Source organism: Pseudomonas sp. AC532, from assembly GCF_979258965.1.
The window spans coordinates 1,584,285-1,606,461 of the sequence record NZ_OZ409888.1; the positions used below are offsets into that span (position 1 = coordinate 1,584,285).

The 22,177-nt window shown below is 64.4% G+C and carries 19 protein-coding genes and 1 pseudogene; 7 read left to right on the top strand and 13 right to left on the bottom strand.

All coding sequences use genetic code 11. The annotated features are described in order from the left end of the window. The first annotated feature begins 98 nt into the window (after nucleotides 1-98). Nucleotides 99-773, top strand: a complete 675-nt coding sequence (locus tag ACZ0AV_RS07610) for a DUF1028 domain-containing protein (RefSeq protein ID WP_499150470.1) — start codon at nucleotides 99-101, stop codon at nucleotides 771-773. An 18-nt stretch (nucleotides 774-791) separates the two neighbouring features. On the opposite strand, the gene ACZ0AV_RS07615 is transcribed toward ACZ0AV_RS07610, so the two are convergent. Further along, a complete protein-coding gene (locus tag ACZ0AV_RS07615; RefSeq protein ID WP_499150471.1) occupies nucleotides 792-1,763 on the bottom strand; it encodes a GlxA family transcriptional regulator in 972 nt (323 codons plus the stop codon). A gap of 93 nt (nucleotides 1,764-1,856) precedes the next feature. On the opposite strand from ACZ0AV_RS07615, the gene ACZ0AV_RS07620 reads away from it, so the two are divergent. Then, nucleotides 1,857-2,405: a cysteine hydrolase family protein gene (locus ACZ0AV_RS07620; RefSeq protein ID WP_499150472.1), complete on the top strand. Its 549-nt coding sequence runs from the start codon at nucleotides 1,857-1,859 to the stop codon at nucleotides 2,403-2,405. A 107-nt stretch (nucleotides 2,406-2,512) separates the two neighbouring features. Here ACZ0AV_RS07620 and metE read toward each other — a convergent pair whose 3' ends face one another. Beyond that, nucleotides 2,513-4,810 carry a 5-methyltetrahydropteroyltriglutamate--homocysteine S-methyltransferase gene (gene metE, locus ACZ0AV_RS07625; protein WP_499150473.1) on the bottom strand — a complete coding sequence of 766 codons (2,298 nt, stop codon included), beginning with the start codon at nucleotides 4,808-4,810 and terminating at the stop codon, nucleotides 2,513-2,515. A 195-nt stretch (nucleotides 4,811-5,005) separates the two neighbouring features. On the opposite strand from metE, the gene ACZ0AV_RS07630 reads away from it, so the two are divergent. From ACZ0AV_RS07630 to ACZ0AV_RS07645, 4 genes are all read left to right on the top strand, one after another. Then, nucleotides 5,006-5,866, top strand: coding sequence for an AraC family transcriptional regulator (locus ACZ0AV_RS07630; protein ID WP_499150474.1), 861 nt, complete (start codon nucleotides 5,006-5,008; stop codon nucleotides 5,864-5,866). A gap of 117 nt (nucleotides 5,867-5,983) precedes the next feature. Beyond that, on the top strand, nucleotides 5,984-7,390 hold the full coding sequence (locus tag ACZ0AV_RS07635) for an NAD(P)/FAD-dependent oxidoreductase (protein ID WP_499150475.1): 1,407 nt from the start codon (nucleotides 5,984-5,986) through the stop codon (nucleotides 7,388-7,390). Nucleotides 7,391-7,421: 31 nt separating this feature from the next. After that, the gene (locus tag ACZ0AV_RS07640; RefSeq protein WP_499150476.1) at nucleotides 7,422-7,763 is read left to right on the top strand and encodes a cupin domain-containing protein; all 342 of its coding nucleotides are present in this window, start codon (nucleotides 7,422-7,424) and stop codon (nucleotides 7,761-7,763) included. 184 nt (nucleotides 7,764-7,947) lie between these two features. Continuing rightward, on the top strand, nucleotides 7,948-9,024 hold the full coding sequence (locus tag ACZ0AV_RS07645; protein ID WP_499150477.1) for a polyamine ABC transporter substrate-binding protein: 1,077 nt from the start codon (nucleotides 7,948-7,950) through the stop codon (nucleotides 9,022-9,024). Nucleotides 9,025-9,080: 56 nt separating this feature from the next. Here ACZ0AV_RS07645 and ACZ0AV_RS07650 read toward each other — a convergent pair whose 3' ends face one another. From ACZ0AV_RS07650 to ACZ0AV_RS07675, 6 genes and pseudogenes are all read right to left on the bottom strand, one after another. Then, complete coding sequence (locus tag ACZ0AV_RS07650; RefSeq protein WP_499150478.1) at nucleotides 9,081-9,464, bottom strand: cupin domain-containing protein; 384 nt, start codon at nucleotides 9,462-9,464, stop codon at nucleotides 9,081-9,083. Nucleotides 9,465-9,513: 49 nt separating this feature from the next. Beyond that, nucleotides 9,514-10,338: an AraC family transcriptional regulator gene (locus ACZ0AV_RS07655; protein WP_499153326.1), complete on the bottom strand. Its 825-nt coding sequence runs from the start codon at nucleotides 10,336-10,338 to the stop codon at nucleotides 9,514-9,516. 387 nt (nucleotides 10,339-10,725) lie between these two features. After that, nucleotides 10,726-11,303, bottom strand: a pseudogene (locus ACZ0AV_RS07660) (DUF1016 N-terminal domain-containing protein); the annotation flags it as partial. Nucleotides 11,304-11,836: 533 nt separating this feature from the next. Then, the gene (locus ACZ0AV_RS07665; protein WP_499150479.1) at nucleotides 11,837-13,129 is read right to left on the bottom strand and encodes a PQQ-dependent sugar dehydrogenase; all 1,293 of its coding nucleotides are present in this window, start codon (nucleotides 13,127-13,129) and stop codon (nucleotides 11,837-11,839) included. Beyond that, nucleotides 13,126-13,554, bottom strand: coding sequence for a DUF2231 domain-containing protein (locus ACZ0AV_RS07670; RefSeq protein ID WP_499150480.1), 429 nt, complete (start codon nucleotides 13,552-13,554; stop codon nucleotides 13,126-13,128). The genes ACZ0AV_RS07665 and ACZ0AV_RS07670 overlap by 4 nt, the downstream gene beginning before the upstream one ends. 242 nt (nucleotides 13,555-13,796) lie before the next feature. After that, nucleotides 13,797-14,177 carry a termination factor Rho gene (locus ACZ0AV_RS07675; protein ID WP_499150481.1) on the bottom strand — a complete coding sequence of 127 codons (381 nt, stop codon included), beginning with the start codon at nucleotides 14,175-14,177 and terminating at the stop codon, nucleotides 13,797-13,799. 183 nt (nucleotides 14,178-14,360) lie between these two features. On the opposite strand from ACZ0AV_RS07675, the gene ACZ0AV_RS07680 reads away from it, so the two are divergent. Further along, nucleotides 14,361-15,218 (top strand): glucose 1-dehydrogenase, encoded by an 858-nt coding sequence (locus ACZ0AV_RS07680; protein WP_499150482.1) that lies wholly within the window; start codon nucleotides 14,361-14,363, stop codon nucleotides 15,216-15,218. Between the two features lie 298 nt (nucleotides 15,219-15,516). Here the strand turns inward: ACZ0AV_RS07680 and ACZ0AV_RS07685 are convergent, their stop codons facing one another. The 5 genes from ACZ0AV_RS07685 to ACZ0AV_RS07705 all read right to left on the bottom strand — a co-directional run bounded on the left by ACZ0AV_RS07685 (nucleotide 15,517) and on the right by ACZ0AV_RS07705 (nucleotide 22,100). Continuing rightward, entirely contained in the window at nucleotides 15,517-15,741 is a 225-nt protein-coding gene (locus tag ACZ0AV_RS07685; RefSeq protein ID WP_499150483.1) for a DUF2188 domain-containing protein, read from the bottom strand. Nucleotides 15,742-15,757: 16 nt separating this feature from the next. Next, nucleotides 15,758-19,147 (bottom strand): DNA ligase D, encoded by a 3,390-nt coding sequence (ligD, locus tag ACZ0AV_RS07690; RefSeq protein ID WP_499150484.1) that lies wholly within the window; start codon nucleotides 19,145-19,147, stop codon nucleotides 15,758-15,760. Between the two features lie 426 nt (nucleotides 19,148-19,573). Beyond that, nucleotides 19,574-20,014 carry an anti-virulence regulator CigR family protein gene (locus ACZ0AV_RS07695; protein WP_499150485.1) on the bottom strand — a complete coding sequence of 147 codons (441 nt, stop codon included), beginning with the start codon at nucleotides 20,012-20,014 and terminating at the stop codon, nucleotides 19,574-19,576. Nucleotides 20,015-20,123: 109 nt separating this feature from the next. Then, nucleotides 20,124-20,780 carry a hypothetical protein gene (locus ACZ0AV_RS07700; RefSeq protein WP_499150486.1) on the bottom strand — a complete coding sequence of 219 codons (657 nt, stop codon included), beginning with the start codon at nucleotides 20,778-20,780 and terminating at the stop codon, nucleotides 20,124-20,126. A 99-nt stretch (nucleotides 20,781-20,879) separates the two neighbouring features. Beyond that, a complete protein-coding gene (locus tag ACZ0AV_RS07705; RefSeq protein WP_499150487.1) occupies nucleotides 20,880-22,100 on the bottom strand; it encodes an MFS transporter in 1,221 nt (406 codons plus the stop codon). Nucleotides 22,101-22,177: the final 77 nt, after the last annotated feature.

Below are 22,177 nucleotides of genomic sequence, written 5' to 3' on the forward strand. Positions count from 1 at the left end.
ATGCTTATCAACCAATGCAGATAGCACCACGCTGCAGGCAAGCGGAACGATAAGGCCCTGTTGGTGGCCTAAATGACACGCGCACTCAGGAGTTGCCCATGACCTTTTCCATCGTTGCCCGCTGCCCGCGCACCGGCCAGTTCGGCGTGGCGGCCGCTACCGCCATGCCCGCCGTGGGCAAGCTGCTCAGCCATGCCGCCGCCGGAGCAGGCGCCGTGGCGACCCAGGCCCAGGTGAACCCGTACCTGGGGCTCGATGGGCTGGCGCTGTTACGCGAGGGCCATTCGGCGCCTGCTGCACTGAAGAGGCTGATGGACACCGACCCGTGCATGCAACTGCGGCAATTGGCGCTGATCGACCGCAACGGGGACAGCGTGTGCTGGACAGGTGATGAATGCATTCCCTGGGCAGGTTCGCTGTCTGGCGAGCAGTTCTCGGTGCAGGGCAATCGCCTGGCCGGCCCGCAGGTGCTGGATGCCGTGGCCGACGCCTTCCGCCTCGGTGAAGACCGGCCACTGGTCGAGCGCCTGATTGACGCGCTGGAGGCCGGCGATGACCGCGGCGGGGATCGCCATGGCGAGTCATCGGCGGTGATCTATATCGTCGACCGCGAGCAATACCCACTATGGGACATCCGTGTCGACCACCACCGCGACCCGGTCGCCGAGCTGTGGCGCCTGCACGGCGTATTCGCCCGCGATGTGCTGCCGGAAATACTCGCCATGCCTACCCGCGAGAATCCGGCCGGCAAGGCCGCCGAAGATTCGGTCTGACGTCGGGCGCTGCCCACGCTAGCGCGCCGCCGCACCAAAGCGTTTACGGTAATCGCCAGGCGACAGGCCGACAAGCCGGGTGAATACCGTTCGAAAGGCGCCGCTGTCCCGGTAGCCGACCTGCCAGGCCACCTGATCGATGCTCTGCCGGGTGAACTCGAGCAGGTCGCGCGCCCTGGTGACCCGAAGTTGCTGACAATACTGCGTAGGATTCAGACCCGTAGCCGCGCGAAAGCGGCGCAGGAAAGTACGTTCGCCCAGGCTGGCTCGCTCGGCCATGCTGACCAGGCCGACATCGACCACTGCCAGCCCCTGCAGCCAGTGCTGCACGGCGAGTATCGCCGCGTCGCCGTGGTCGAAAATCGGGGTGAAACGGCTGAAGTGACGTTGTGAAGTACGGTTCAGGTCGACCACCAGAAAGCGCGCGGTTTCTGCGGCGATGGTCGCGCCGAGCAGACGCGTCACCAGCGCGAGGCCAAGATCGGTCCAGGCCATCAGACCGCCGGCGGTCAGCACGTCACCGTCGTCCACGATCATCCGTTCTGGCAGCACGCGCACCGCGGGATAGCGCGTCGCGAGCTCGGCGCCAAGCCCCCAGTGGGTAGTGACCGAGCGGCCGTCGAGCAGCCCCGCTTCTGCCAATGGGAAAGCCCCTGCACATACCGACGCCAGGGTGACGCCGGCGGCGTGGCGCTCACGTAGCCAGCTGCAGTATGGCTCGCCTACCTGCCGGCCGTGCACGGCTTCCAGGCTCGGCGCGAGGATCACCACCTGCGGGCAACCCGCCTGCTGTGCAGCGCTGTCATAGACGCGCTGCAGCGATCCCTGATCGTCTGCCTGCCAGTGACTGACGCGCAGCTCCGGCACGCCCTCGCGGCCCTGGCTGGCCGCCATGCGGTTGGCCACCGTGAACAGGTCGCCCAAGCCATAAACCGCCGCCAGCTGAACACCGGGATACAGCAGTAGCCCGATCTCCACGTATCGCTTCATTGTCAGTTTTTCCCTGCAGAATGTCGGCCCTGCCCATGCCCAGCCGAGCACGTCAGGGCTAAGGTGTATCGCATATATCCCACGGAGAACACCATGAGCACGCGCGCCCTGATCCTCATCGACATCCAGAACGACTACTTCTCAGGCGGCAAATGGCCGCTGCACGACATGGACGCAGCCGCGCAGAACGCCGCACGGGTGCTGGCTGCCGCCCGCCAGACCGGCCAGATGGTGATCCATGTGCGCCATGAATTCGAAGGCGACGGCGCACCCTTCTTCGTCGCCGGTTCGCAAGGCGCGCATATCCACACCAGCGTGAAACCCCTGGAGGGCGAAAGCCAGGTGCTCAAGCACAAGGTCAACGCGTTCATCGGCACCGACCTGAAGGCCCTGCTCGACAACGCGGGTATCAAGGAGATCACCCTGGTCGGCGCCATGAGCCACATGTGCATCGACGCCGCCGCCCGCGCCAGCGCCGACTACGGTTACGCCACCACGGTGATTCACGACGCCTGCGCGACCCGCGACCAGGAATTCGAAGGCAGCCATGTGGCGGCAACTCAGGTGCAGGCGGCTTACATGGCCGCACTGGCATTCGCCTATGCGACCGTCACCTCGACCGAACAATACCTGGCTGGCTAAACGGCACCCCGTAGCCTGTGGTTGAGCGCAGCGATACCCAGGGCAACCGTCCCGGGTGTCGCTGCGCTCGACGCCGGGCTACCGAATAGGCAATCCCGCGACCAGACTCATGCCAGCTCTCTACGCAGCTGCCGCGCTGCGGCGACCATGTTGACCAGCGCCGCTTCGGTCTCGGGCCAGCCGCGGGTTTTCAAACCGCAATCCGGGTTGACCCACAGGCGCTCGGCCGGGATGCGCTGCACCGCCTTGCGCATCAGCTTGACCATTTCGGCCATGTCCGGCACCCGCGGTGAGTGGATGTCGTAGACGCCCGGGCCGATCTCGTTGGGGTACTCGAAGGCCTCGAAGGCGTCCAGCAGCTCCATGTCCGAACGCGACGTCTCGATGGTGATCACGTCCGCATCCATCGCGGCGATGGACTCGATCACGTCGTTGAATTCGCTGTAGCACATATGCGTATGGATCTGCGTTTCGTCGCGCACGCCGCTGGCGCACAGGCGGAACGCCTCGGTCGCCCAATCCAGGTACGCTTGCCAGTCGGCCTTGCGCAGCGGCAGTCCCTCGCGCAATGCCGCTTCGTCGATCTGGATGATCTTGATGCCAGCCGCTTCCAGGTCCACCACCTCGTCACGAAGCGCCAGGGCCAATTGCCGCGCCTGCACGTCGCGGCTGACGTCCTCGCGCGGGAACGACCACATCAGCATGGTCACCGGGCCGGTCAGCATGCCCTTCATCACCTTGCCCGTGAGGCTCTGCGCATAGCGCGTCCACGCCACGGTCATCGCCTGGGGGCGGCACAGGTCGCCAACGATCACCGCCGGTTTCACGCAGCGCGAACCGTAGCTCTGCACCCAGCCAAAGCGGGTGAGCAGGTAGCCATCGAGCTGCTCGGCGAAGTACTCGACCATGTCGTTGCGCTCGGCCTCGCCATGCACCAGCACGTCGAGGCCCAGGCGTTCCTGAATCTGTACCGCGTGGCGAATCTCGCTGTGCATGGCGTCTGTGTAGTCACCGAGCGACAGCTTGCCCTGCCTGAAGGCCTGGCGGGCCAGGCGGATCGCCGAGGTCTGCGGGAACGAACCGATAGTGGTGGTCGGGAACGGCGGCAGAGCCAGGCCAGCACGCTGTTTGGCGATGCGCAGAGCGAATGGCGAGCGGCGCTGGCTGTCGCTCGCCTGCACCGCTGCAAGGCGTGCCCGTACCTGCGGTTTGTGGATGCGCGGTGATGCCGCCCGGCTGGCTTGCACGGCGCGGCTCTCGGCCAACGCGGCGCTCACCTCGGGGGCATCGGGCTGGTTGACGGCCCGCGCCAGCAGCGCCACCTCGGCGCACTTCTGGGTGGCAAAGGCCAGCCAGCTTTTCAGCTCGGCATCCAGCTCCTGTTCACGGGCCAGGTCGACCGGGCTGTGCAACAACGAGCAGGACGGCGCGATCCACAGGCGTTCGCCAAGCCGGCTATGGGCATGGCCGATCACCGCCAGGGCGCTTTCCAGATCGCAGCGCCACACGTTGCGGCCATTGACCACGCCGAGGGACAGCACCTTGTAGGCCGGCAGACGGTCGAGAATGGTCGGGTACTGCTGTGGCGCGCGCACCAGGTCGATGTGCAGGCCGCCCACCGGCAGGTTGGCGGCCAGGCCGAGGTTCTCTTCGAGCCCGCCGAAGTAGGTGGCGACCAGCTTCTTCAGCGGTTCGCGCTGCAAACTGTTGTAGGCGCGCTCGAAGGCGTTCTTCCAGTCCTGAGGCAGGTCGAGCACCAGAATCGGCTCGTCGATCTGTACCCATTCCACGCCCTGCTCCGCCAGGCGCTGAAAAATCTGCCCGTACACCGGCAGCAGACGCTCGAGCAGCTCCAGCTTGTCGAAGCCCTGGGCCTCGCCCTTGAGCTTGCCGAGCCACAGGTAGGTCAGCGGACCGATCACCACCGGTTTGACGCTGTGGCCAAGCGCATGGGCTTCGGCGACTTCCTCGAACAGTTGTTCCCAGCTCAGGGCGAACTGCTGGTCGGCGGTGAATTCGGGCACCAGGTAGTGGTAGTTGGTATCGAACCACTTCGTCATCTCTTGCGCATGGGCGCCGCCGCAGCAGTTGTCGCCGGTCACGCCACGGGCCATGGCGAACAGCGTATCCAGGGTCGGCTTGCCATTGGCCGGGCGGAAGCGCTCGGGAATCACCCCGAAGGCCAGCGAATGGGCCAGCACCCCGTCGTACCAGGCAAAGTCGCCGACCGGCAGCAAGTCGATACCGGCGTCTTTCTGCACTTGCCAGTGGCGTGCGCGCAGCTCGCGACCCACTGCACGCAGGCCGGCTTCGTCGAGGTCGCCTGTCCAGAAGGCTTCCTGGGCTTTTTTTAATTCGCGGTCACGTCCGATTCGGGGGAATCCGAGGCTGTGTGCCAGGGCCATGGCGATCTCTCCAGTGCATAAATGATGGCGTGCATTGTCGAGACCCATCACAAATGAAACAAACTCAACCTTCTAACGTTAAGAACAAGTTCTACTCATGTTCAGTCGAAGCGGATCAGGCCGCATCCCGCCACTCTGCTTGAGGTGCCTGGCGCAGTCGGGCAAGCTGGCCGCTGCTCTCTGGACGAACCCGGCATGCCTGACTTCCCCGACGACCCCGCCCAGACCGAACGCACCCGCGAGATCGTGCTGCGCTACCACTACAGCTGGAAGTACCGCGACCTCGACGCGGTAATGGCGCTCTATCACCCCGAGGTCGAGTACCACGACTTCTTCCTCAATCGCAGCATGGGCCTCGCCGAGCTGCGCGACTACGTGCTGGGCACCATGCCGCGCCAGCCGGACGAAGCGCTGGAACACACCGACCGCATCCGCATCGACGGCCACACCGCGTTCATCCAGTACCGCACCACCCTGCAGGGTGGCGGGGGCCTGGTGTCGTTTCGCACTGCCGAGGCCATCACCGTGCGCGACGGGCTCATCTGGCGGGTCAACGAATACGCTTCGCTGGTGCATGAAGGGCCCGATGCACGGGTACCGATCCAGAGCAGCGCCGCGATCAGCAAGCTGGGCCTGTCGACCCGCCAGTTGGGCTTCATGGCCCAGGACCTGCAAGATTACGTCCAGCGTCGCCAACCCTTTCTCGACCCGGCACTGAGCCTGCAGCAGGTGGCGACGGCCACCGGTTACAGCCGCAACCAGATTTCCTACCTGCTCAACCAGGTGCTCGGCCAGAGCTTCTACCGCTACGTCAACCAGGCGCGGCTGCAGCATCTGCTGCAACGCCTGCAGGCCGGCAATGATCTGCGGCGCATGGACGAGCTGGCTTTCGAGGCCGGTTTCAACTCCCTGACCGCCTTCTACAGCACCTTCCGCCGCCATACCGGGATGACGCCGAAGGCCTACCTGAAAACCCTTCACCTGCCCCAGGACGGCGCCCCGGTGGTGCCCACCACGGCCTCGCCATCGGCCCGGGCCGCCGACCCCCAGCAGTGAGAGCCGCGGCCTCGCGCCGTTACCGACTCCAGCGCCGGCTACGCGCGGGTACGCACGCAAGACAACGACGAGTTGGGCTTCTAGTCTTGCCGCATACCTTTTGTGCGGAAGCGGTGCATGAACGACTGGCGCAACATCAGCCTGTGGATGGACCAACTGGATGAGCCGCTGACACCGCGCCCATCGCTGCAAAGCGATATCCAGGCCGATGTCGCCATCATCGGCGCCGGTTACACGGGGCTGTGGACGGCCTATTACCTCAAGCGTCAGGCACCCGAACTGCGTATCGTCATCCTCGAGGCGAAGATCGCCGGCTTCGGCGCTTCCGGTCGCAACGGTGGCTGGCTGATGGGCAATCTGCTCGGCGAGGATCGCCTGCTCGCCGGCCTTTCCCCCGAAGCGCGGCGCCAGTCCTACGACCTGCTGCACGGCATTCCCGATGAAGTCGGCCAGGTGCTGCAGCGCGAGGGCATCGACTGCGACTACCGCAAAGGCGGCGTGCTGTATTGCGCGGCCCGCTACCCGGAGCAGGAACTGCGCCTGCGCGAGTACCTGCGCGGCTACCGCGAAGAGGGCCTGGGCGAGGACGACTACCGCTGGCTGCCCGCCGATGAGCTCGCCCAGCAGTTGCGCATTCCCGGCGCCTATGGCGCGCTGTACACGCCCCACTGCGCGACCATCCAGCCGGCGCGCCTGGTGCGCGGCCTGGCCCGCTGCGTGGAAGCCATGGGCGTGAGCATCCATGAAGGCACACCGGCCCTGGGCTGGCAGGCCGGCAGCGTGCGCTGCGCTGCGGGCGAGGTGCGCGCCAACTGGATCGTGCCGGCCGTGGAAGGCTATGCCGCCAACCTGCCGCCACTCGGCCGCCACCAGATTCCGGTGCAGAGCCTGATCGTCGCCAGCGAACCGCTACCGGCCTCGACCTGGGCCGAGATCGGCCTGGAGCGCGGCCAGGCGTTCTGTGAAACCAGCCGCCAGGTAACCTATGGCCAACGCAGCCTCGACGACCGGCTGATCTTCGGTGCCCGCGGTGGCTATCGCTTCGGCAGCCGCCTGCGTAATGACTTCAACCTCAACGATGAAGAACGCGGCCTGCGCCGCTACCTGTTCAGCGAACTGTTCCCGCAACTGCGCAACGTGCGCATCACCCACGCCTGGGGCGGCAACCTGGGCATGGCACGGCGTTTTCATCCGCACATGCTCTGCGACCGCGGCAACGGCATCGCCCTGTCCGGTGGCTACGGTGGCGAGGGCGTTGGCGCCAGCAACCTGGGTGGGCGCACCCTGGCCGACCTGATTCTCGGCACCGACAGCCTGCTCACCCGCCAGCCCTGGGTGCGCCACGACACCCGCGTGCAGGACCTGCCGCGCTGGGAGCCAGAGCCTTGCCGCTGGCTGGGTTACAACGCCGTGATTCGCAGTTTCGTGCGTGAAGACAAGCTGCTCGCCGATCCATCCAGCCGCCCGTGGCAGCGCTACATGGCGCAGCGCGTGGCCAGCCTGATGGAAGGTTTCATGAAATGAACGCCCTCATCCGACACTCAGGTTGCATGCCATGACCATCACGCATTTTCGTAATACCGCCAGCATCGCCCTCGACGAGCACAACCCGGTCGCAGTCCCGCTCAGCGAGCCTGCCGCCATCACCTCGGTAACCTGCGTGGAGCGCGACGACGGCGTGGAAACCGGCATTTGGGAATGCACACCGGGGCGCTGGCGCCGACAGATCGTGCAACAGGAGTTCTGCCACTTCATCGCCGGGCGTTGTACGTTCACCCCCGACGTGGGCGAACCCATCGACATCAAAGCCGGCGACGCCCTCATGTTGCCGGCCAACACCACTGGCGTGTGGGACATACAAGAAACGCTGCGCAAGACCTATGTACTGATTTTCTGAGGATCTATTCAAAGTTTCGCGAGCTAGAGCAATGCAAGGCAAAAACAGGCGAAGAAGCGCAGTTTACGCGCTGTAAATGAGCATTCTGAGCCTGTTTTTAACGCAGCAGTGCCGACGCGCAGCAGACTTTGAACAGATCCTGACTGCTGCCTCCACAACATCACAACAATCGTTGAGGTCTCCCATGCTGAAATCGCTCATCCCGCTGATGCTCGTCGCCTCGGTCAGCCAGGCGGCGCAAGACGTGCGCATCTACAACTGGACGGACTACATCGCCCCCGACACGCTGAAGAACTTCCAGCAGGCCAGCGGCGTCACGCCCCACTACGACGTCTACGACAGCAACGAAACCCTCGATGCCAAGCTGATGGCCGGGCGCTCCGGCTACGACGTGGTGTTTCCCTCCAACCACTTCATGGCTCGGCAGATCCAGGGCGGCGCGCTCAAGCAGCTGGACAAGAGCCAACTGCCCAACTGGCAGAACCTCAACCCCACGCTGCTCAAGGCGCTGGAAGGCAACGACCCGGGCAACCAGCACGGCTTCCCGTACCTGTGGGGCAGCACCGGCATCGGCTACAACGTCGAGAAGGTCAAGGCGGTGCTCGGCGACGACGTGCCGCTGGACTCCTGGGACCTGATCTTCAAGCCCGAGCTGATGGCCAAACTGAGCAAGTGCGGCGTGGCGATTCTCGACAATGGCCCGGAAATGCTGCCCATCGCCCTGCATTACCTGGGCCTGCCGCACCACAGCCAGAACCCGGAGGACTACAAGAAAGCCGAAGCACTGCTGATGGAGATGCGCAAGAACGTCGCCTACTTTCACTCCTCCAAGTACGTGGGTGAGCTGGCCAACGGCGACGTGTGCATGGCGGTCGGTTTCTCCGGCGACATCATGCAGGCCAGCGCCCGCGCGAAAGAAGCCGGCAATGGCATCGATATCGCCTACGTGATTCCCAAGGAAGGCGCGCCGATGTGGTTCGACATGGTCGCCATCCCCAAGGACGCGCCCAACGAGAAGGCCGCCTACGCGTTCATGAACTACCTGCTCGAGCCCAAGGTGATCGCCGGCATCAGCGACCATGTGCACTACGCCAACGGCAACAGCAAGGCCGACGGCCTGGTCGACCCGGCCCTCAAGGCAGACACCACCGTCTACCCGCCCGATGACGTCATGGAAAAGCTCTACGCACTGGAAGCCATGCCGCTGAACGTCGACCGCATCCGCACGCGGATCTGGACGAAAGTGAAGAGCGGCACCTGAGACAAGAGAGGTAACGACGCAGGCCAGGCGTTCGCAATGAACGCCTGGCGTTGCGCTCAGATCCAGCGGTCATTGAGCGCCGTGCGCTCGCCGCCCTGCTCGCCGGTATTCAATACACCCCGTGGTTCGATGAGCAGCAGCTTGACCTCCTCCTCGGCACAAGGCTTGTGCTCGAGACCTTTGGGCACCACGTACAGCTCGCCGCTGCCAAGCGTCACCGATCCGTCACGAAAATCCAGGCGCAACGTGCCATCAAGAACCAGGAAGGCTTCGTCGGTTTCGGCATGGGAATGCCAGATGAAATCGCCCTGCAGGCGCGCCACCTTGAACTGGTAGTCGTTCATTTCCGCCACGACGCGAGGTTGCCATTGCTCGGCGATCAGATCGAGTTTGCGGATCAGGTTGATGGCTTGCTGGGTGGATCGGGTTGGCTGGCTCACAAGAGGCTCCTCGGTTGGTTTTCACTACCTTAGCGAGGCACCTCAGGCGCTATCTTGTACGATCCTGCAACTTAATCATGCCCAGCCATCGCGCCGGCGGCAGGCCAAAGCTGCTGACGAAATGACGTGTCATGTGGCTCTGGTCGAAAAAGCCGGCAATCAGCGCCGCATCGGCCAAGCCGATCCCCGCCAACGCCAGCTCGCGGCAGCGATCCAGCCGACGCATCGTCACGTAGCGGTACGGGCTGGTGCCGAACAATGCGCGAAAATCCCGGGAAAGGCTCCAACGGTCGCGCCCACTGACATGCTCCAGCTCATCCAGGGTGATGTTCGCACCGTTGCGACTGTGAATGAACTCGCGAGCGCGTTGTGCTGCCGGATAATCGAACGCGCGGCGACCACGCCTGGTGCCAGCGACGGCGTCGAGTGCGTGCGCCAGGTCGTAGATCGCGTCATCCTCCTCGAGCGCTTCAAGGGGGTGATCCACCGCCTGCATGAATGACCCGATGGCGCGTTGCAGGCGCACATCATCGGACAACCCGCCCGCAACAAAAGGCAACGGCTTACCGCCCAGAACCTGCTGGATCAGCACCGGATCGATGTACAGCATGCGGTAGCGAAAACCGTCCTCGGTACCCGCCATACCGTCGTGCAGCTCATCCGGGTGCAGGACCAGGGTGCCGCCCGGAACGCTATGACGCATCGCGCGCCTATAGCGAAAGCTCTGCACCCCGGATAGCGTGCGGCCAATCGCGTAGCAATCATGGCGATGCGGATCGTATCCGTGGCCGCTGAAATAAGCCTCGATACGTTCCACCTTACCCGGCGCGCGGCTACGCAGCACCCAGTCGCGGCTGCCAGTCAGTTCGCCCATTCTCAAGCACCTCTCGATCAATACCCTTCGTCTGGGAAAAAAAAGCAGCATGTCGAAGTGATGCACAAAACACTAGGTTACGCGCAAGCATGCATGAATCGACGACTAAACAGTCTCACGGTCACGCGCTTCGCGCAGGCCGCTATCGGTAATCCCATAAAGACCGGGGCTCTCGGCTTGCGGCACCACCCCATCAAGCCGCTCGCCTGGTTTGACCCGGTAGTGGCTGAGCTTGAGGTCCCCCAGATCCACCTGCTCGGCGCCGACACCCTTGAGCCGCTTGCGCAATAAACGGGCGAAGCTGGCGCCCCCCTCCAGGCTCGGGATGCGCAGCGCCACGTCGTAGCTGGTGTAGTTCTGCAACACATCGAGGATGAAGCCTTCCTCGGCATTGGGCAGGCCGAGAAACTTTAGTAACACCGGGTCGCGCACGAACTCACGCGGGCTTTTGCCCAACACATGCAGATTGCTCGCGGCTTCCTGCTCGACCGCAGCGCGATCCTGGCTGGCCAAAAGGCGTTCGTAATACAGCGTGCCGATCTGCCGCTCCAGCGCGCGGGTGCTCCAGTTCTGAATAGCGGCCAGGTTCATATACCACTGACGGGCGCTGTCGCTTTCCACCTTGAACAGGGTGCGATAGTGCGTCCAGCTCAATTCGGAACGCAGTGCGTTCCAAATCGGGAATGCCTGGTAGAAGGCGCGCATGTGCCGCAGGTTGTGCTCATCGAAGCCCTGCCGAACTCGATCGTCAGCCCATCGGCCAGATTAGCCGGCAGCTTCTTGCCACAGGCGGCTCGCGCCTGCCCACCCTGTTCGAACTCGACGATATGGCGACCCACTACCCAACAGGTTTGCACCTGGATCGTATCCACCGCTCGCACCGCCTGCTGCCGCGCCTGGCGGATCAGCTCGGCCAGTTCAGTGAGCAAGGGTTGCAACGTGGTCTGTGGTGTGGACGCGCTCATGCATCCTTCATCGAGGGCTGCAAGTCGGCGAGGTTTTGCTGGTTCACGCGTGTATTCCTTGAGCAAAAGCGGGAGTACGCCAACTGGCGATCTCCTGGGTACCGTCTAACGATGGCGAACCTTACCCGCTCATTCCGTGGCAAGCCAGTGCTTGAGGTCAGATCATGCTGCCGCGCCAGGGCTGCGACATGGGCAGGTCCATCGCCGCTGCCGCGGATCGGTTTCTTACCCTGAATCTCAACGGCATGCGCTCACCCAAGTAACCCGCATGCCCTCACTCTGGCTCTGCTGGTGTGGGCGCCGGGTCGACCAGGTTTGGCACATGAGTGCTCGCTGCTCGCCGCAGACTTGCCGATAGTTTCAGGTAGGGAAATGCGCGTTCCAGTGCTGGTTGACCTTTTGGCCAACTCATCGCAGTGCTTGGGGAATGCTTTTCAACGATGCCGTTTGATAACGACAGGCGTTAGGTAATTCGCTGTAAAGGAAAGAGACTATAACTCCCGAGGCGGATTGCCCGCCCCGGGGGTCATGCGTTACTGATTACGCGTTACGCGCCACACCGTGTTGGCGAGGTCGTCGGCGATGATCAGCGCGCCTTTCGGGTCGACGGTGACCCCCACCGGGCGGCCACGGGTCTTGCCGTCGTCACCACGGAAGCCGGTGGCGAAATCGACAGGATCACCCGCCGGTCGGCCGTCGGCGAAGGGCACGAAGATGACCTTGTAGCCCACCGGGTTGTCGCGGTTCCAACTGCCGTGCTCGCCGACGAACACACCGTTGGCGAACTGTTCGCCCATCTCCGGGATGGAGAAGTCGACGCCCAGGGCCGCGACGTGGGAGCCCAGGCTGTAATCCGGCTTGATGGTGATATCGACCATCTCCGGTTTATGCGGCTGTACGCGAGTGTCGGCGTTCTGGCCCCAGTACGCGTAGGGCCAGCCGTAGAACTTGCCCTCCTGCACCGAGGTCAGGTAATCGGGCACCAGATCAGGGCCCAGCTCGTCGCGTTCATTGACCACCGCCCACAATTGCCCCGTTTCCGGCTGAATGGTCAGCGCGGTCGGGTTACGCAGGCCCGTAGCGTATGGCTTGTGCGCGCCGGTTTCAGCGTCGACCTGCCAGACCAGAGCGCGATCGGCTTCGACCTCCATGCCGCGTTCGCCGATGTTGCTGTTGGAGCCGATGCCCACATAAAGATAGCGGCCGTCCGGGCTGATGGTCAGCGCCTTGGTCCAGTGGTGGTTGATCTCGGAGGGCAGCTTGGTGACCGTGGTTGGCGGGCCGCCGGCTTCGGTCTGGCCGTCCTGGTAATCGAAACGCACCAGCGCATCCTGGTTGGCCACGTACAAGGCGCCCTCGAAGAAAGCCAGGCCATAGGGCGCATTGAGATTCTCGGCGAACACCGTTTGCGTCTCGTAGGTACCGTCGCCGTCGCCGTCACGCAGCAGGGTCAGGCGGTTGCCGCCCTTGACCTGAGTATTGCCCTGCGCCTTGATGTAGCCGGCGATCACGTCCTTGGGCTTGAGCTTCGCGGCGTTGCCACCGCGGCCTTCGGCCACCAGGATGTCGCCGTTGGGCAGCACCAGGGTCTGACGCGGAATCTTCAGGTCGGTGGCGATGGCGGTAATGCTGAAACCATCCGGCACGCTGGGCTTCTGGTCGCCCCACTGCGCCGGATCGGCGATCTTCATGCTCGGCAGCAGGCCACGCTGCGGCTCAGGCAATTTGGGGTCGGGGCCGCGATCCAGGTTGGTGTCCGCTTCGCCGCCACAGGCGCTCAGCAGCAGGGCCACGCTCATGGCCGTCAGTGCGCTTGCAGTTCTCATCGCTCGCCTCCCGAACGCAGGTTGCTGAGGCCGATCCACGCGGTGACGGTGATCAGCAAGGTCATGATCACCGACAGCACCAGGCTCGTCGGCATGATGGCCCAGGCATCCTTTGCGTGCTCGAACGCATTGACCAGCCCGAATACCCAGGTGATCAGCAGCAACAGAAAATACATGACCGGGCGCCCGGCCTTGCGGTCGGCGCGGATCAGGTTGGCCAGCGCGAAAAGCAGCGCCAGCCCGCAGAACAGCAGCCCGCCGGCGATCAGCCACGAGGCGAAGTTGCTCCACTGGATCTGGAAGGTCTTGTAGTAGGCGATATCACTCAGCAACGCGCCAAGAAAAAGGGGGACGGTTCCGGCAAGCAGGATCGCATGCAGCGGACCTGGCGTATGCCGGTAGGCGGGGTGGGCGGTAACGGTCACGGTGGCTCCTTATCATTCAGCTACCCTGGGCTCGGGCTCGGCACGGATACACCGGCCCATCGGGCTCGCGCTGGCTGCGCATAGAAACGGATCGCGCTGGCGGAACGTTAGTTCAGCTCCATTTCCAGATTGAAATATCCTGCAAAATCCACTCATAGCCGGCTGCTCGAACCGGCGCGAGACTCGACAGTGCGCCGCACGGTGACGATGCGTTGTACGCACCTGCGGTAGCGCGTGAATCCTCAGCCTTGCTTGCGCAACGCGTCGATCAGCTGCGCCTTGTTCATGCTCGAACGCCCGGCGATACCGCGGCTGCGCGCCTCGGTCAGCAGGCTTTGCTTGGTCTGGGTTTCCAGCGACGAGGTGGACGAGCGCGAATTGCCCTCACGGGTCTTGGCGGCACGTTTGGCGGAGTCGGAGCGCGCGGTCTTCTTGTCGCTCGGCGCGGTTTTGCGCCCCGAGCCGGAGGATTTCTCGCCGCCGCCGGACTGCTTGTTGACGGTGGCCCAGGCACGCGCTTCGGCCTCGCCGCTGGACACGCCCTTGTCCTCGTAACTCTCCTCGATGTGCTGCGCCTTGCGCTTCTGTTTGTCTGTGTAGGTGTCCTTGCTGCCACGTGGCATGGTGATCACTCCCGAACGCATGAGGGTTAAGTAAGTGAGATCGCCTGGCGACGCGAGTGCGACCCGGCAGACGAGCGGCAGCGGCGATAGGCCTTTCGTCGACAGATGATTCGATTGATTCAACTTCCGCGCCGTGAAGGTTCTCCGAAAAGGAACACCCTTCCCTGCACAGGAGCCACCGCCATGCCTAGTTACCCAACACCGCCCTTCCCCGCCCAGCCGCAGCCCGTGCCGGGTTCGCAACGCAAGATGCAGCCGCAGCCGGATTGTGGCGAAACCTCCTACACCGGCAGCGGCCGGCTGAAAGACAAGGTCGCGCTGATCACCGGCGGCGACAGCGGCATCGGCCGCGCGGTGGCCATTGCCTTTGCCCGCGAAGGCGCGGACGTGGCACTGGCCTATTGGGAGGAGCACGAAGACGCCAGAGAGACCGCCCACTGGGTTGAACAGGCGGGCCGCCAGTGCCTGCTGCTGCCCGGCGACCTGGCCGACAAGGCGGTCTGTCAGGACACCGTGGCACAGACCGTGGAGCGCTTCGGGCGCATCGATGTGCTGGTCAACAACGCCGCCTTCCAGATGACCCGCCAATCACTGGAGGAGATTCCGGACGAGGAGTGGCTACGCACCTTCGATGTGAACATCACGGCCATGTTCCGCCTGTGTCAGGCGGCGGTGCCGTCGATGCCGGCGGGCGGTTCGATCATCAACACCACGTCGGTCAATTCCGATGACCCCACGCCCACCCTGCTCGCCTACGCGACCAGCAAGGGAGCAATCGCCAACTTCACCGCCGGCCTGGCGCAACTGCTGGGGCCCAAGGGCATCCGCGTCAACAGCGTGGCGCCCGGGCCGATCTGGACACCGCTGATCGTCTCGACCATGCCCCAGGAGGCAGTGACTTCGTTCGGCGAGCAGACGCCGCTCGGTCGGCCAGGCCAGCCGGTCGAGGTCGCGCCGATCTTCGTCTTGCTGGCCTCCGACGAAGCCAGCTACATCTCCGGCTCGCGTTATGCCGTCACTGGCGGCAAGCCTATCCTGTAAGAGGGGCAGGATCGCCTTGCCCCAGCTGTTGGCTCCACGGTACGCAGCCAGTCAGTCCACTGTCGATCCACGGCAATCGCGCGGGCGAAGACTCACCTCGGCACCGGTGTGCGACCCAGGCATCGGCGGCCAGCCCGCCGATGCGTGCCTGCAACACGGCATCGTGATCGATCGCGCCAACGGCGACGGCAAGTGCATTGGTCTACGCGGGGGTGATACCGCCGCGAAATACGAGGTCGGTACACGTGCCGAAGCATTGGGGTCTACCCGCTGGGTGCCGGCGCGCGTTGGCGGCGAATCACCCCTCAGTTCTGCGCGGGTCGGCGCTGCGTGGGTAGGTTCGCTCCTCCTGAATGGTGCCGTCCTCCTTGTGGATCTTCACGGAGGCAATCTTCCCCTCCAGAAATGCGGCGCTGATGGCGAGCAGCTCGTCCTTGGTCGCCGCGGTTTTTGACGGCCGTTGCGCCCCCTCCTTCTTCAGTACCCAGCCGCTGTCGCCTTTGGTGATGTGGTAATTGCCCATCTGGATTTCCTCCTGGTTACTTCAGGCCGATGCGTTTGCGCATGTCGGCAGTGATGCGTTGCGGTGTCTCGAAAAAACGCGCCCACGGGTCATCCTCGAGGGTGTCGAGTCGCTCGTGCAGGGTGTGGATGTTCCACGCATCGGCGCCCTTGATCTCGGTCAGCTCGTCGCGCCGGATCGGCACCGACACTGGAAGTCCTGCGCGGCTGCGCGCCGAATAGGCACACACCGTGGTGGCGCCGAGGCCGTTGCGCAGGTAATCGATGAAGATGCGCCCGACCCGGTTCTTGGGTCCGGACACCGCCGAGAATCGATCGGGTATCAGCCTCGCGATGTGCTTGACGATGCCGTGGCTGAAGCCTTTGACCGCCTCCCACGATGCCTCGGGCGTGAGCGGCACGACGATATGGATGCCCTTGCCGCCGCTGGTTTTCAGATACGACTCGAGGCCCAGCTCATCGAGCACGGTCAGCGTCAGGTGCGTGGCCTCGACCATCGCCTTCCACGGCAAGGCAGGATCGGGGTCTAGGTCGAGAATGAAGCGGTCGGGTTGCTGCAGATCCGCGACGGTGGCGTTCCAGGTGTGCAGTTCGAGGGTGCTCATCTGCACCGCGCCGATGAGCGCCTGCGGCGTGTCGATCAGCATGCCGGGGTGGCCGACACGCGCCTTGTCCAGCGTCTGGATACCGGGGATCGCCAGTTGCCCGGCGTTCTTCTGGAAGAACAGCTCGCCGGCCACGCCATCAGGTGCGCGCACCAATGCCACCGGCCGCCCCTGCAGGTGCGGCAGTATCCATTCGGCCACGCGAATGTAGTAATCGGCCAGTTGCCGCTTGGTGGTGCCACTGCTGGCATCGATCACCCGCCCGGGATGGGTAAGGCGAACGGTCACCGCCTCCTGCCTGGCTGGAGTTTTTTTTCCCGGGGGTGGCGCAACGGGCTTTTCCTCAAGAATCGCCTCGGCCGTTTTGTCATTGCGGATGCCGTGGAACACGGCGTGGCGCACTGCGCCCTCCTGAGTGATCTGCGCGAATGCGACTTCGGCCAGCAGCACCGGCTCAAGCCAGTGCACGCCCTTCGCCTCAAAGCCGGTAGGCGGATTGACCACCGCCGGCCGCTTGATTTCCAGCGGCACCAGTTGCTCATGGAGGGTGGCGAGCGTCGACTCATTGAACCCGGTACCGACCTTGCCGGCATACCTGAGCTCGCCGGATTGCCCGTCGTGCAGCGCCAGCAGCAACGCGCCGAAACGGCTGCGGGCGCCCTTGGGGTCGCTGTAGCCGACGACCACGAACTCCTGCCGGCGCTGGCACTTGAGCTTGATCCAGTCGTGGTTGCGCGCGGAGCGGTAGACGCTGCCCGCGCGCTTGCCGATCAAGCCTTCCATCTGCATCTGGCAGGCGCTGTTGAGCAGCGCATCGGGCGCTTCTTCGAAATCCTCGGAGAACCGCAGCACATCGTCCTCACTGCGTTCCAGTACCTGAGAGAGGGCGGCGCGGCGCTGCTCCAACGGCACCTGGCGAAGGTCCATGCCGTTGAGATACGGCATATCGAACAGGTAGTAGACGATGCTGCCGCTACGGCCGACCTCGAAGGCATTCTGCAGGGCCTGGAAATCAGGGATGCCACGCTCGTTGGCGACCACCACTTCGCCGTCCAGCCATGCCGATTCCAGGCCCAGGCTGGCGAGCGCTTCGGCCTGGCGCGGCAGTTTGTGGGTCCAGTCGTGGCCATTGCGGGTGAACAGCTTCACCTCGCCATCCTCGATGCGGGCGAGGATGCGGTAGCCGTCGAACTTGATTTCGTAGCGCCACTCACCCGCCGGCGCGGCCTCGACCAAGGTGGCAAGCTGCGGTTTGAAAGTGTCGGCGAGCACAGCGCTGCGGGCGCCCTGCAACTGCACGTCCCCGCTTCTGCGCCGTGGCGCAGGCACCGCGGCGGCGGGTTTCGGTTGCGCCGCCTTGCCGCGGCGCTTGCGCGTACCGAGTACGCGGTCGCTGAGAACACTGCCGGGCAGCGCAGTGACGATATCGAACTCGCTCGTCGGGCGGGCCTGGGCGTCGTCATGCTTGATCAGAAACCACTGTTCCTGCTTTCCGGCGATACTGGTTTTGACCAGGTTCCACACGCCACCAAGCTTTTCACCCTGCAGCTCGAACTTGAGCTTGCCGCTGCGGTAGCCCTCGCCGGGGTCGGACAGCGGCCGCCAGATACCGGTGTCCCAGACGATGACCTCTCCCGCGCCGTAGTGCCCCTCGGGAATGACACCTTCGAAACTGGCGTAGGCAAGCGGGTGATCTTCGACATGCACGGCCAGGCGCTTGACCGATGGGTCCAGCGACGGGCCTTTGGGCACTGCCCAGCTTTTCAGCGTGCCGTCGATCTCCAGGCGGAAGTCGTAATGAAGCCGGGTGGCGTGGTGCTTCTGCACGCAGAACTGCAGCCCGGCAGCGCGCCGTTTGCGCGTTGCCGGGCGGGTGCCCTCGGGCTCGGGGCTGGCGGCGAAATCGCGCTTGCGGTTGTACGCCTCGAGCGCGTCGCCGGCCGAGGGCTGCGAGTCCTCGTTCGCGGTTTTTGCAGGTGTTGCGGCTTTCTCGGTTTTTGCGCGCGGTGCCGCGCGGCGGCGTTTGCCGAGCTGAATCCATACGGGTGCGTGATCGCTGGGGTGATCCTCGCCACGCACCCAGCTGTCCACGCCGGCGCTCTTGAGGTGTGCGGCCAGCACCGGGTTGAGCAGCAGATGGTCGATACGCAGCCCGGCATTGCGCGGCCAGTGCTGGCGGAAGTAATCCCAGAAGGTGTAGATCCGCTCCTCGGGGTGCAGGTGACGCAATGCGTCGACCCAGCCCTGGGCGAGCAGGCGCTCGAAGCAGGCGCGGCTCTCCGGTTGCAGCAAGGCGTCCTTGGCCCAGGATTTCGGGTTGTAGATATCCAGATCGGTGGGCACCACGTTGAAGTCGCCCGCCAGCACCACCGGATGCTCGCTGGCCTGAAGTTGCTCGGCGTGAGCGATCAGCCGCTCGAACCAGGCCAGTTTGTAGGCGAACTTTGGCCCCGGCTGCGGATTGCCATTGGGCAAGTAAAGGTTGGCGACGACCACCCCATGAGCCGCGGCTTCGAGGTAGCGCGCCTGCTTGTCGTCATCCGCGCCGGGCAGGCCGCGGCGAATCTCAAGTGGCTCGGCATCGCGGGCAAGAATCGCCACGCCGTTCCACGACGCCTGGCCATGGTGCAGCGACCCGTAGCCGGCGGCCTCCAGCTCGCGCGCGGGAAAGGCGTTGTCGCGCGCCTTGAGCTCCTGCAGGCAGACCACATCCGGTTTCTCGCGCCCGAGCCAGTCCAGCAGATTGGCCAGCCGCGCGTTGATGCCGTTGATGTTGAAGGTCGCAATCTTGAGGTTCTGCATGCACCGCCCCGATGACACCTGCGTTCAGCGAGCCGAACTGGCTGTCATGTCTAGAGCGCTGACGGTGATCAGTGTTCGAAGTTTTTGACCAGTTGCCTGTGCGGCAGCTCAGGAGAGGCGCGCGCAAATTCCCTGAACGTTTTGCGACTCGCCTGCTTCTATTTTTCAGGCGCCCGCGATGGCGCACCCGACAATGGCGACAAGGCGAACTCATGCTCGTTTATCTGCTAACCCTGTTCCTGGTAACCGCAGCCGGCCTTTACATGGGCGTCACGCTGCTCCACGAAATGGATTGACTCCAACTCCCGGCTCGCGCAGAACCGGGAGCCCTGGGCGCCGCTACGACTGACAGCCCGAGTGCTCGATACGAGTGACCGTTGGCCGCCGGTAGCGATGCTGCCGCCCCAGGTCGCTGATCGCGTACGCTCAGTCCAGCACGCCGCGCAGCACTTCCTGGATCACCCCGGTGGCAATCGCCACCAGCAGCAGGTCGGTACCCGCCTGTTGCCATTCGTAGCCGTCGTAGCGAGGCAGTTGGCCGAGCAGCCGACTGTCGAGCTTCTTGGCAATGCCGGGGGGCAGTGGTTTGCCGCGCGCCAGGTTCTTCTGGATACCCGGTGGCAGGGGTGCGCCAGGGTTCCAGTAACTGCGATTGTCCGAGAGGATGATCCTGACCCCGCCAATGTCGATCGACGGCCCGCCCTGCCAGCCGTCATTGCCGCCATGCCCCTGGCTGCCCTGCTGGCCACCCTTGTCGTGGCGGTTGCCATTTCCCTTGCCATTGCCCGGGTCGGCGAGCAGTGCAGGCGCCGAGGCCAGCAGCACGGCGCCTAGAAGCGCGCCCGATAACGTCGTGAGTTTGAGCATGGGGGTTACTCCTGAAGGGTGTTCACCGCTGCCGATAAAAGCGCCCGCCGCCAGCGCGCGCCAGGCAGGATCGACCTCTGTTCGCTGGCGTAGCCGCCAGCGGCCGCCATCAATCCGCCGAGGGAGCGCCGTAGCGCCAGCGGGTGAAGTGATGCAGGGTCAGCAACCCACAGATTAGCACCAGCGGGATCAACAACACCCCGGAGAGCATCGAGCTCCACCAGGCGACCCCCGACTGCCAGGTCTTGCCCTTGCCTTCGGCAACGAACACCAGCCGCGTGGCGACCTCGCCAAAGCGCGGATCGGGGGTCGCCGCGCGCACCTGCAGGCGATAGTCACCCGGCTCCAGCGGTATCCGCGACACGGCGCGGGTGATCTCATCGCTGCCGTAGCTGACGAGCTCTTTGCCGACCTCACCCTGCCCTTCGGAGACCAGCTCGCCGGCCGGGGTGAACAGCTTCCAGGCCAGGGTCATGGGCGCCGGCGGGTATTCGACCCACTGCTCGTTTTCCCAGATCGGCCCGCCGGACAGCTTGCGCACCGTGTACAGCGGCAACTCCCCCGTGGAAAACACCACCGCCAGCATGTCGAATTCGAGCGTGCGAACCTTCACCGGCAGCTCCTGGGTTTCGCCCTTGTCGAGCCGCACGGGCACATCCAGAGGCAGCGTGGTGGCCCACACGGTGAACAGGCGAAGCCCGACAATCAACAGCAACAGGCTCAGGCCCATGCTGCCCCAGAGGATCGCTTTGCTCTTGTGACTCACAGCCAGACTCCTACCGATGCAACCCCAAAGAGCCGCAAGGCTACTCCATATGCCGCCCCGGATTCACCTGTGCTGATCGACAGCCGCCAGAAGGCCGCTCTAGCGCGGCCGCGTGGACGGCAACAGAACGGTCAGGATGCCCAGCAGCGGCAAAAACGAGCACAGGAAAAACACGTACTCGATACCGTGGATGTCCGCCAGATAGCCCAGCAACGCCCCGCCGATTCCGCCGAAGCCGAACATCAGGCCAAAGAACAGCCCGGCGATCATGCCCACGTTGCCCGGCATCAGCTCCTGAGCGAACACCACGATGGCAGAGAAGGCCGAGGCCAGGATGAAGCCGATGACCATGCTCAGCACGCTGGTCCAGAACAGATCCACGTGGGGCAGGGCCAAGGTGAACGGGGCGACGCCGAGGATGGAAAACCAGATCACCTTCTTGCGGCCGATGCGGTCGCCAATCGGCCCGCCAAAAAAGGTGCCGGCGGCAACGGCGCCGAGAAACAGGAACAGGTGTAGCTGGGAGCTGGCGATCGACACGCCGAACTTCTCGATCAGGTAGAAGGTGAAGAAGCTGGTAAAACCGGCCATGTAGAAGTATTTCGAGAACACCAGCAACGCCAGCACCAGCAATGCACCTCTCACCTGACGCCTCGACAGCCCGTGGGTGGCCTGCCCGCCCTGCTTGAGCCTGAACAGGTTCAGGTGGTTGCGGTACCAGCGGCTGAGGCCGTACAGCACCAGGATCGCGAACACGGCGAACAACCCGAACCACGCCACGTGGCCCTGCCCATAGGGAATCACGATAGCCGCAGCCAGCAGCGGGCCAAACGCGCTGCCGGCGTTGCCGCCCACCTGAAAGGTCGACTGCGCCAGGCCATAGCGGCCGCCCGAAGCCAGCCGGGCGATACGCGATGCCTCCGGGTGGAAGGTCGATGAACCGATCCCCACCAGCGCCGACGCCAGCAGGATCGCCGGGAAACTGCCGACATACGCCAGCAGCAGGATGCCGACCAGCGTGCACAGCGAGCCGGCGGGCAACAGCCAGGGCTTGGGGTGACGATCGGTGTGGTAGCCCACCCAGGGCTGCAGCAGTGAAGCGGTGAGCTGGAACACCAGGGTGATCAGCCCGACCTGGGTGAAGGTCAGCCCGTAACTGGCCTTGAGCAGGGGATAGATCGACGGTAGAACGGCCTGGATCAGGTCATTGATCAGGTGCGCCAGGGCACAGGCGCCAATCACTCGCATGACCAGGGGGCTGGCCTGCGCGGCCACCTGGGTAGAGGCTGCGACGGTGGCAGCGGAGGAACTGAGGGCCATACGGGACGCTTCCGGCAATGGCGATACCGGCGCGGAACATGCCCGCTGCACGGCACTGCTGGTGAATGGAGTTCGGC

What these genes read in the sequence shown, in the direction of transcription:
- ACZ0AV_RS07610 (WP_499150470.1), top strand. Translation starts at nt 99, where the DNA reads ATGACCTTTTCCATCGTTGCCCGCTGCCCGCGCACCGGCCAGTTCGGC.
- ACZ0AV_RS07615 (WP_499150471.1), bottom strand. Translation starts at nt 1,763, where the DNA reads ATGAAGCGATACGTGGAGATCGGGCTACTGCTGTATCCCGGTGTTCAG.
- ACZ0AV_RS07620 (WP_499150472.1), top strand. Translation starts at nt 1,857, where the DNA reads ATGAGCACGCGCGCCCTGATCCTCATCGACATCCAGAACGACTACTTC.
- metE (WP_499150473.1), bottom strand. Translation starts at nt 4,810, where the DNA reads ATGGCCCTGGCACACAGCCTCGGATTCCCCCGAATCGGACGTGACCGC.
- ACZ0AV_RS07630 (WP_499150474.1), top strand. Translation starts at nt 5,006, where the DNA reads ATGCCTGACTTCCCCGACGACCCCGCCCAGACCGAACGCACCCGCGAG.
- ACZ0AV_RS07635 (WP_499150475.1), top strand. Translation starts at nt 5,984, where the DNA reads ATGAACGACTGGCGCAACATCAGCCTGTGGATGGACCAACTGGATGAG.
- ACZ0AV_RS07640 (WP_499150476.1), top strand. Translation starts at nt 7,422, where the DNA reads ATGACCATCACGCATTTTCGTAATACCGCCAGCATCGCCCTCGACGAG.
- ACZ0AV_RS07645 (WP_499150477.1), top strand. Translation starts at nt 7,948, where the DNA reads ATGCTGAAATCGCTCATCCCGCTGATGCTCGTCGCCTCGGTCAGCCAG.
- ACZ0AV_RS07655 (WP_499153326.1), bottom strand. Translation starts at nt 10,338, where the DNA reads ATGGGCGAACTGACTGGCAGCCGCGACTGGGTGCTGCGTAGCCGCGCG.
- ACZ0AV_RS07665 (WP_499150479.1), bottom strand. Translation starts at nt 13,129, where the DNA reads ATGAGAACTGCAAGCGCACTGACGGCCATGAGCGTGGCCCTGCTGCTG.
- ACZ0AV_RS07675 (WP_499150481.1), bottom strand. Translation starts at nt 14,177, where the DNA reads ATGCCACGTGGCAGCAAGGACACCTACACAGACAAACAGAAGCGCAAG.
- ACZ0AV_RS07680 (WP_499150482.1), top strand. Translation starts at nt 14,361, where the DNA reads ATGCCTAGTTACCCAACACCGCCCTTCCCCGCCCAGCCGCAGCCCGTG.
- ACZ0AV_RS07685 (WP_499150483.1), bottom strand. Translation starts at nt 15,741, where the DNA reads ATGGGCAATTACCACATCACCAAAGGCGACAGCGGCTGGGTACTGAAG.
- ligD (WP_499150484.1), bottom strand. Translation starts at nt 19,147, where the DNA reads ATGCAGAACCTCAAGATTGCGACCTTCAACATCAACGGCATCAACGCG.
- ACZ0AV_RS07695 (WP_499150485.1), bottom strand. Translation starts at nt 20,014, where the DNA reads ATGCTCAAACTCACGACGTTATCGGGCGCGCTTCTAGGCGCCGTGCTG.
- ACZ0AV_RS07705 (WP_499150487.1), bottom strand. Translation starts at nt 22,100, where the DNA reads ATGGCCCTCAGTTCCTCCGCTGCCACCGTCGCAGCCTCTACCCAGGTG.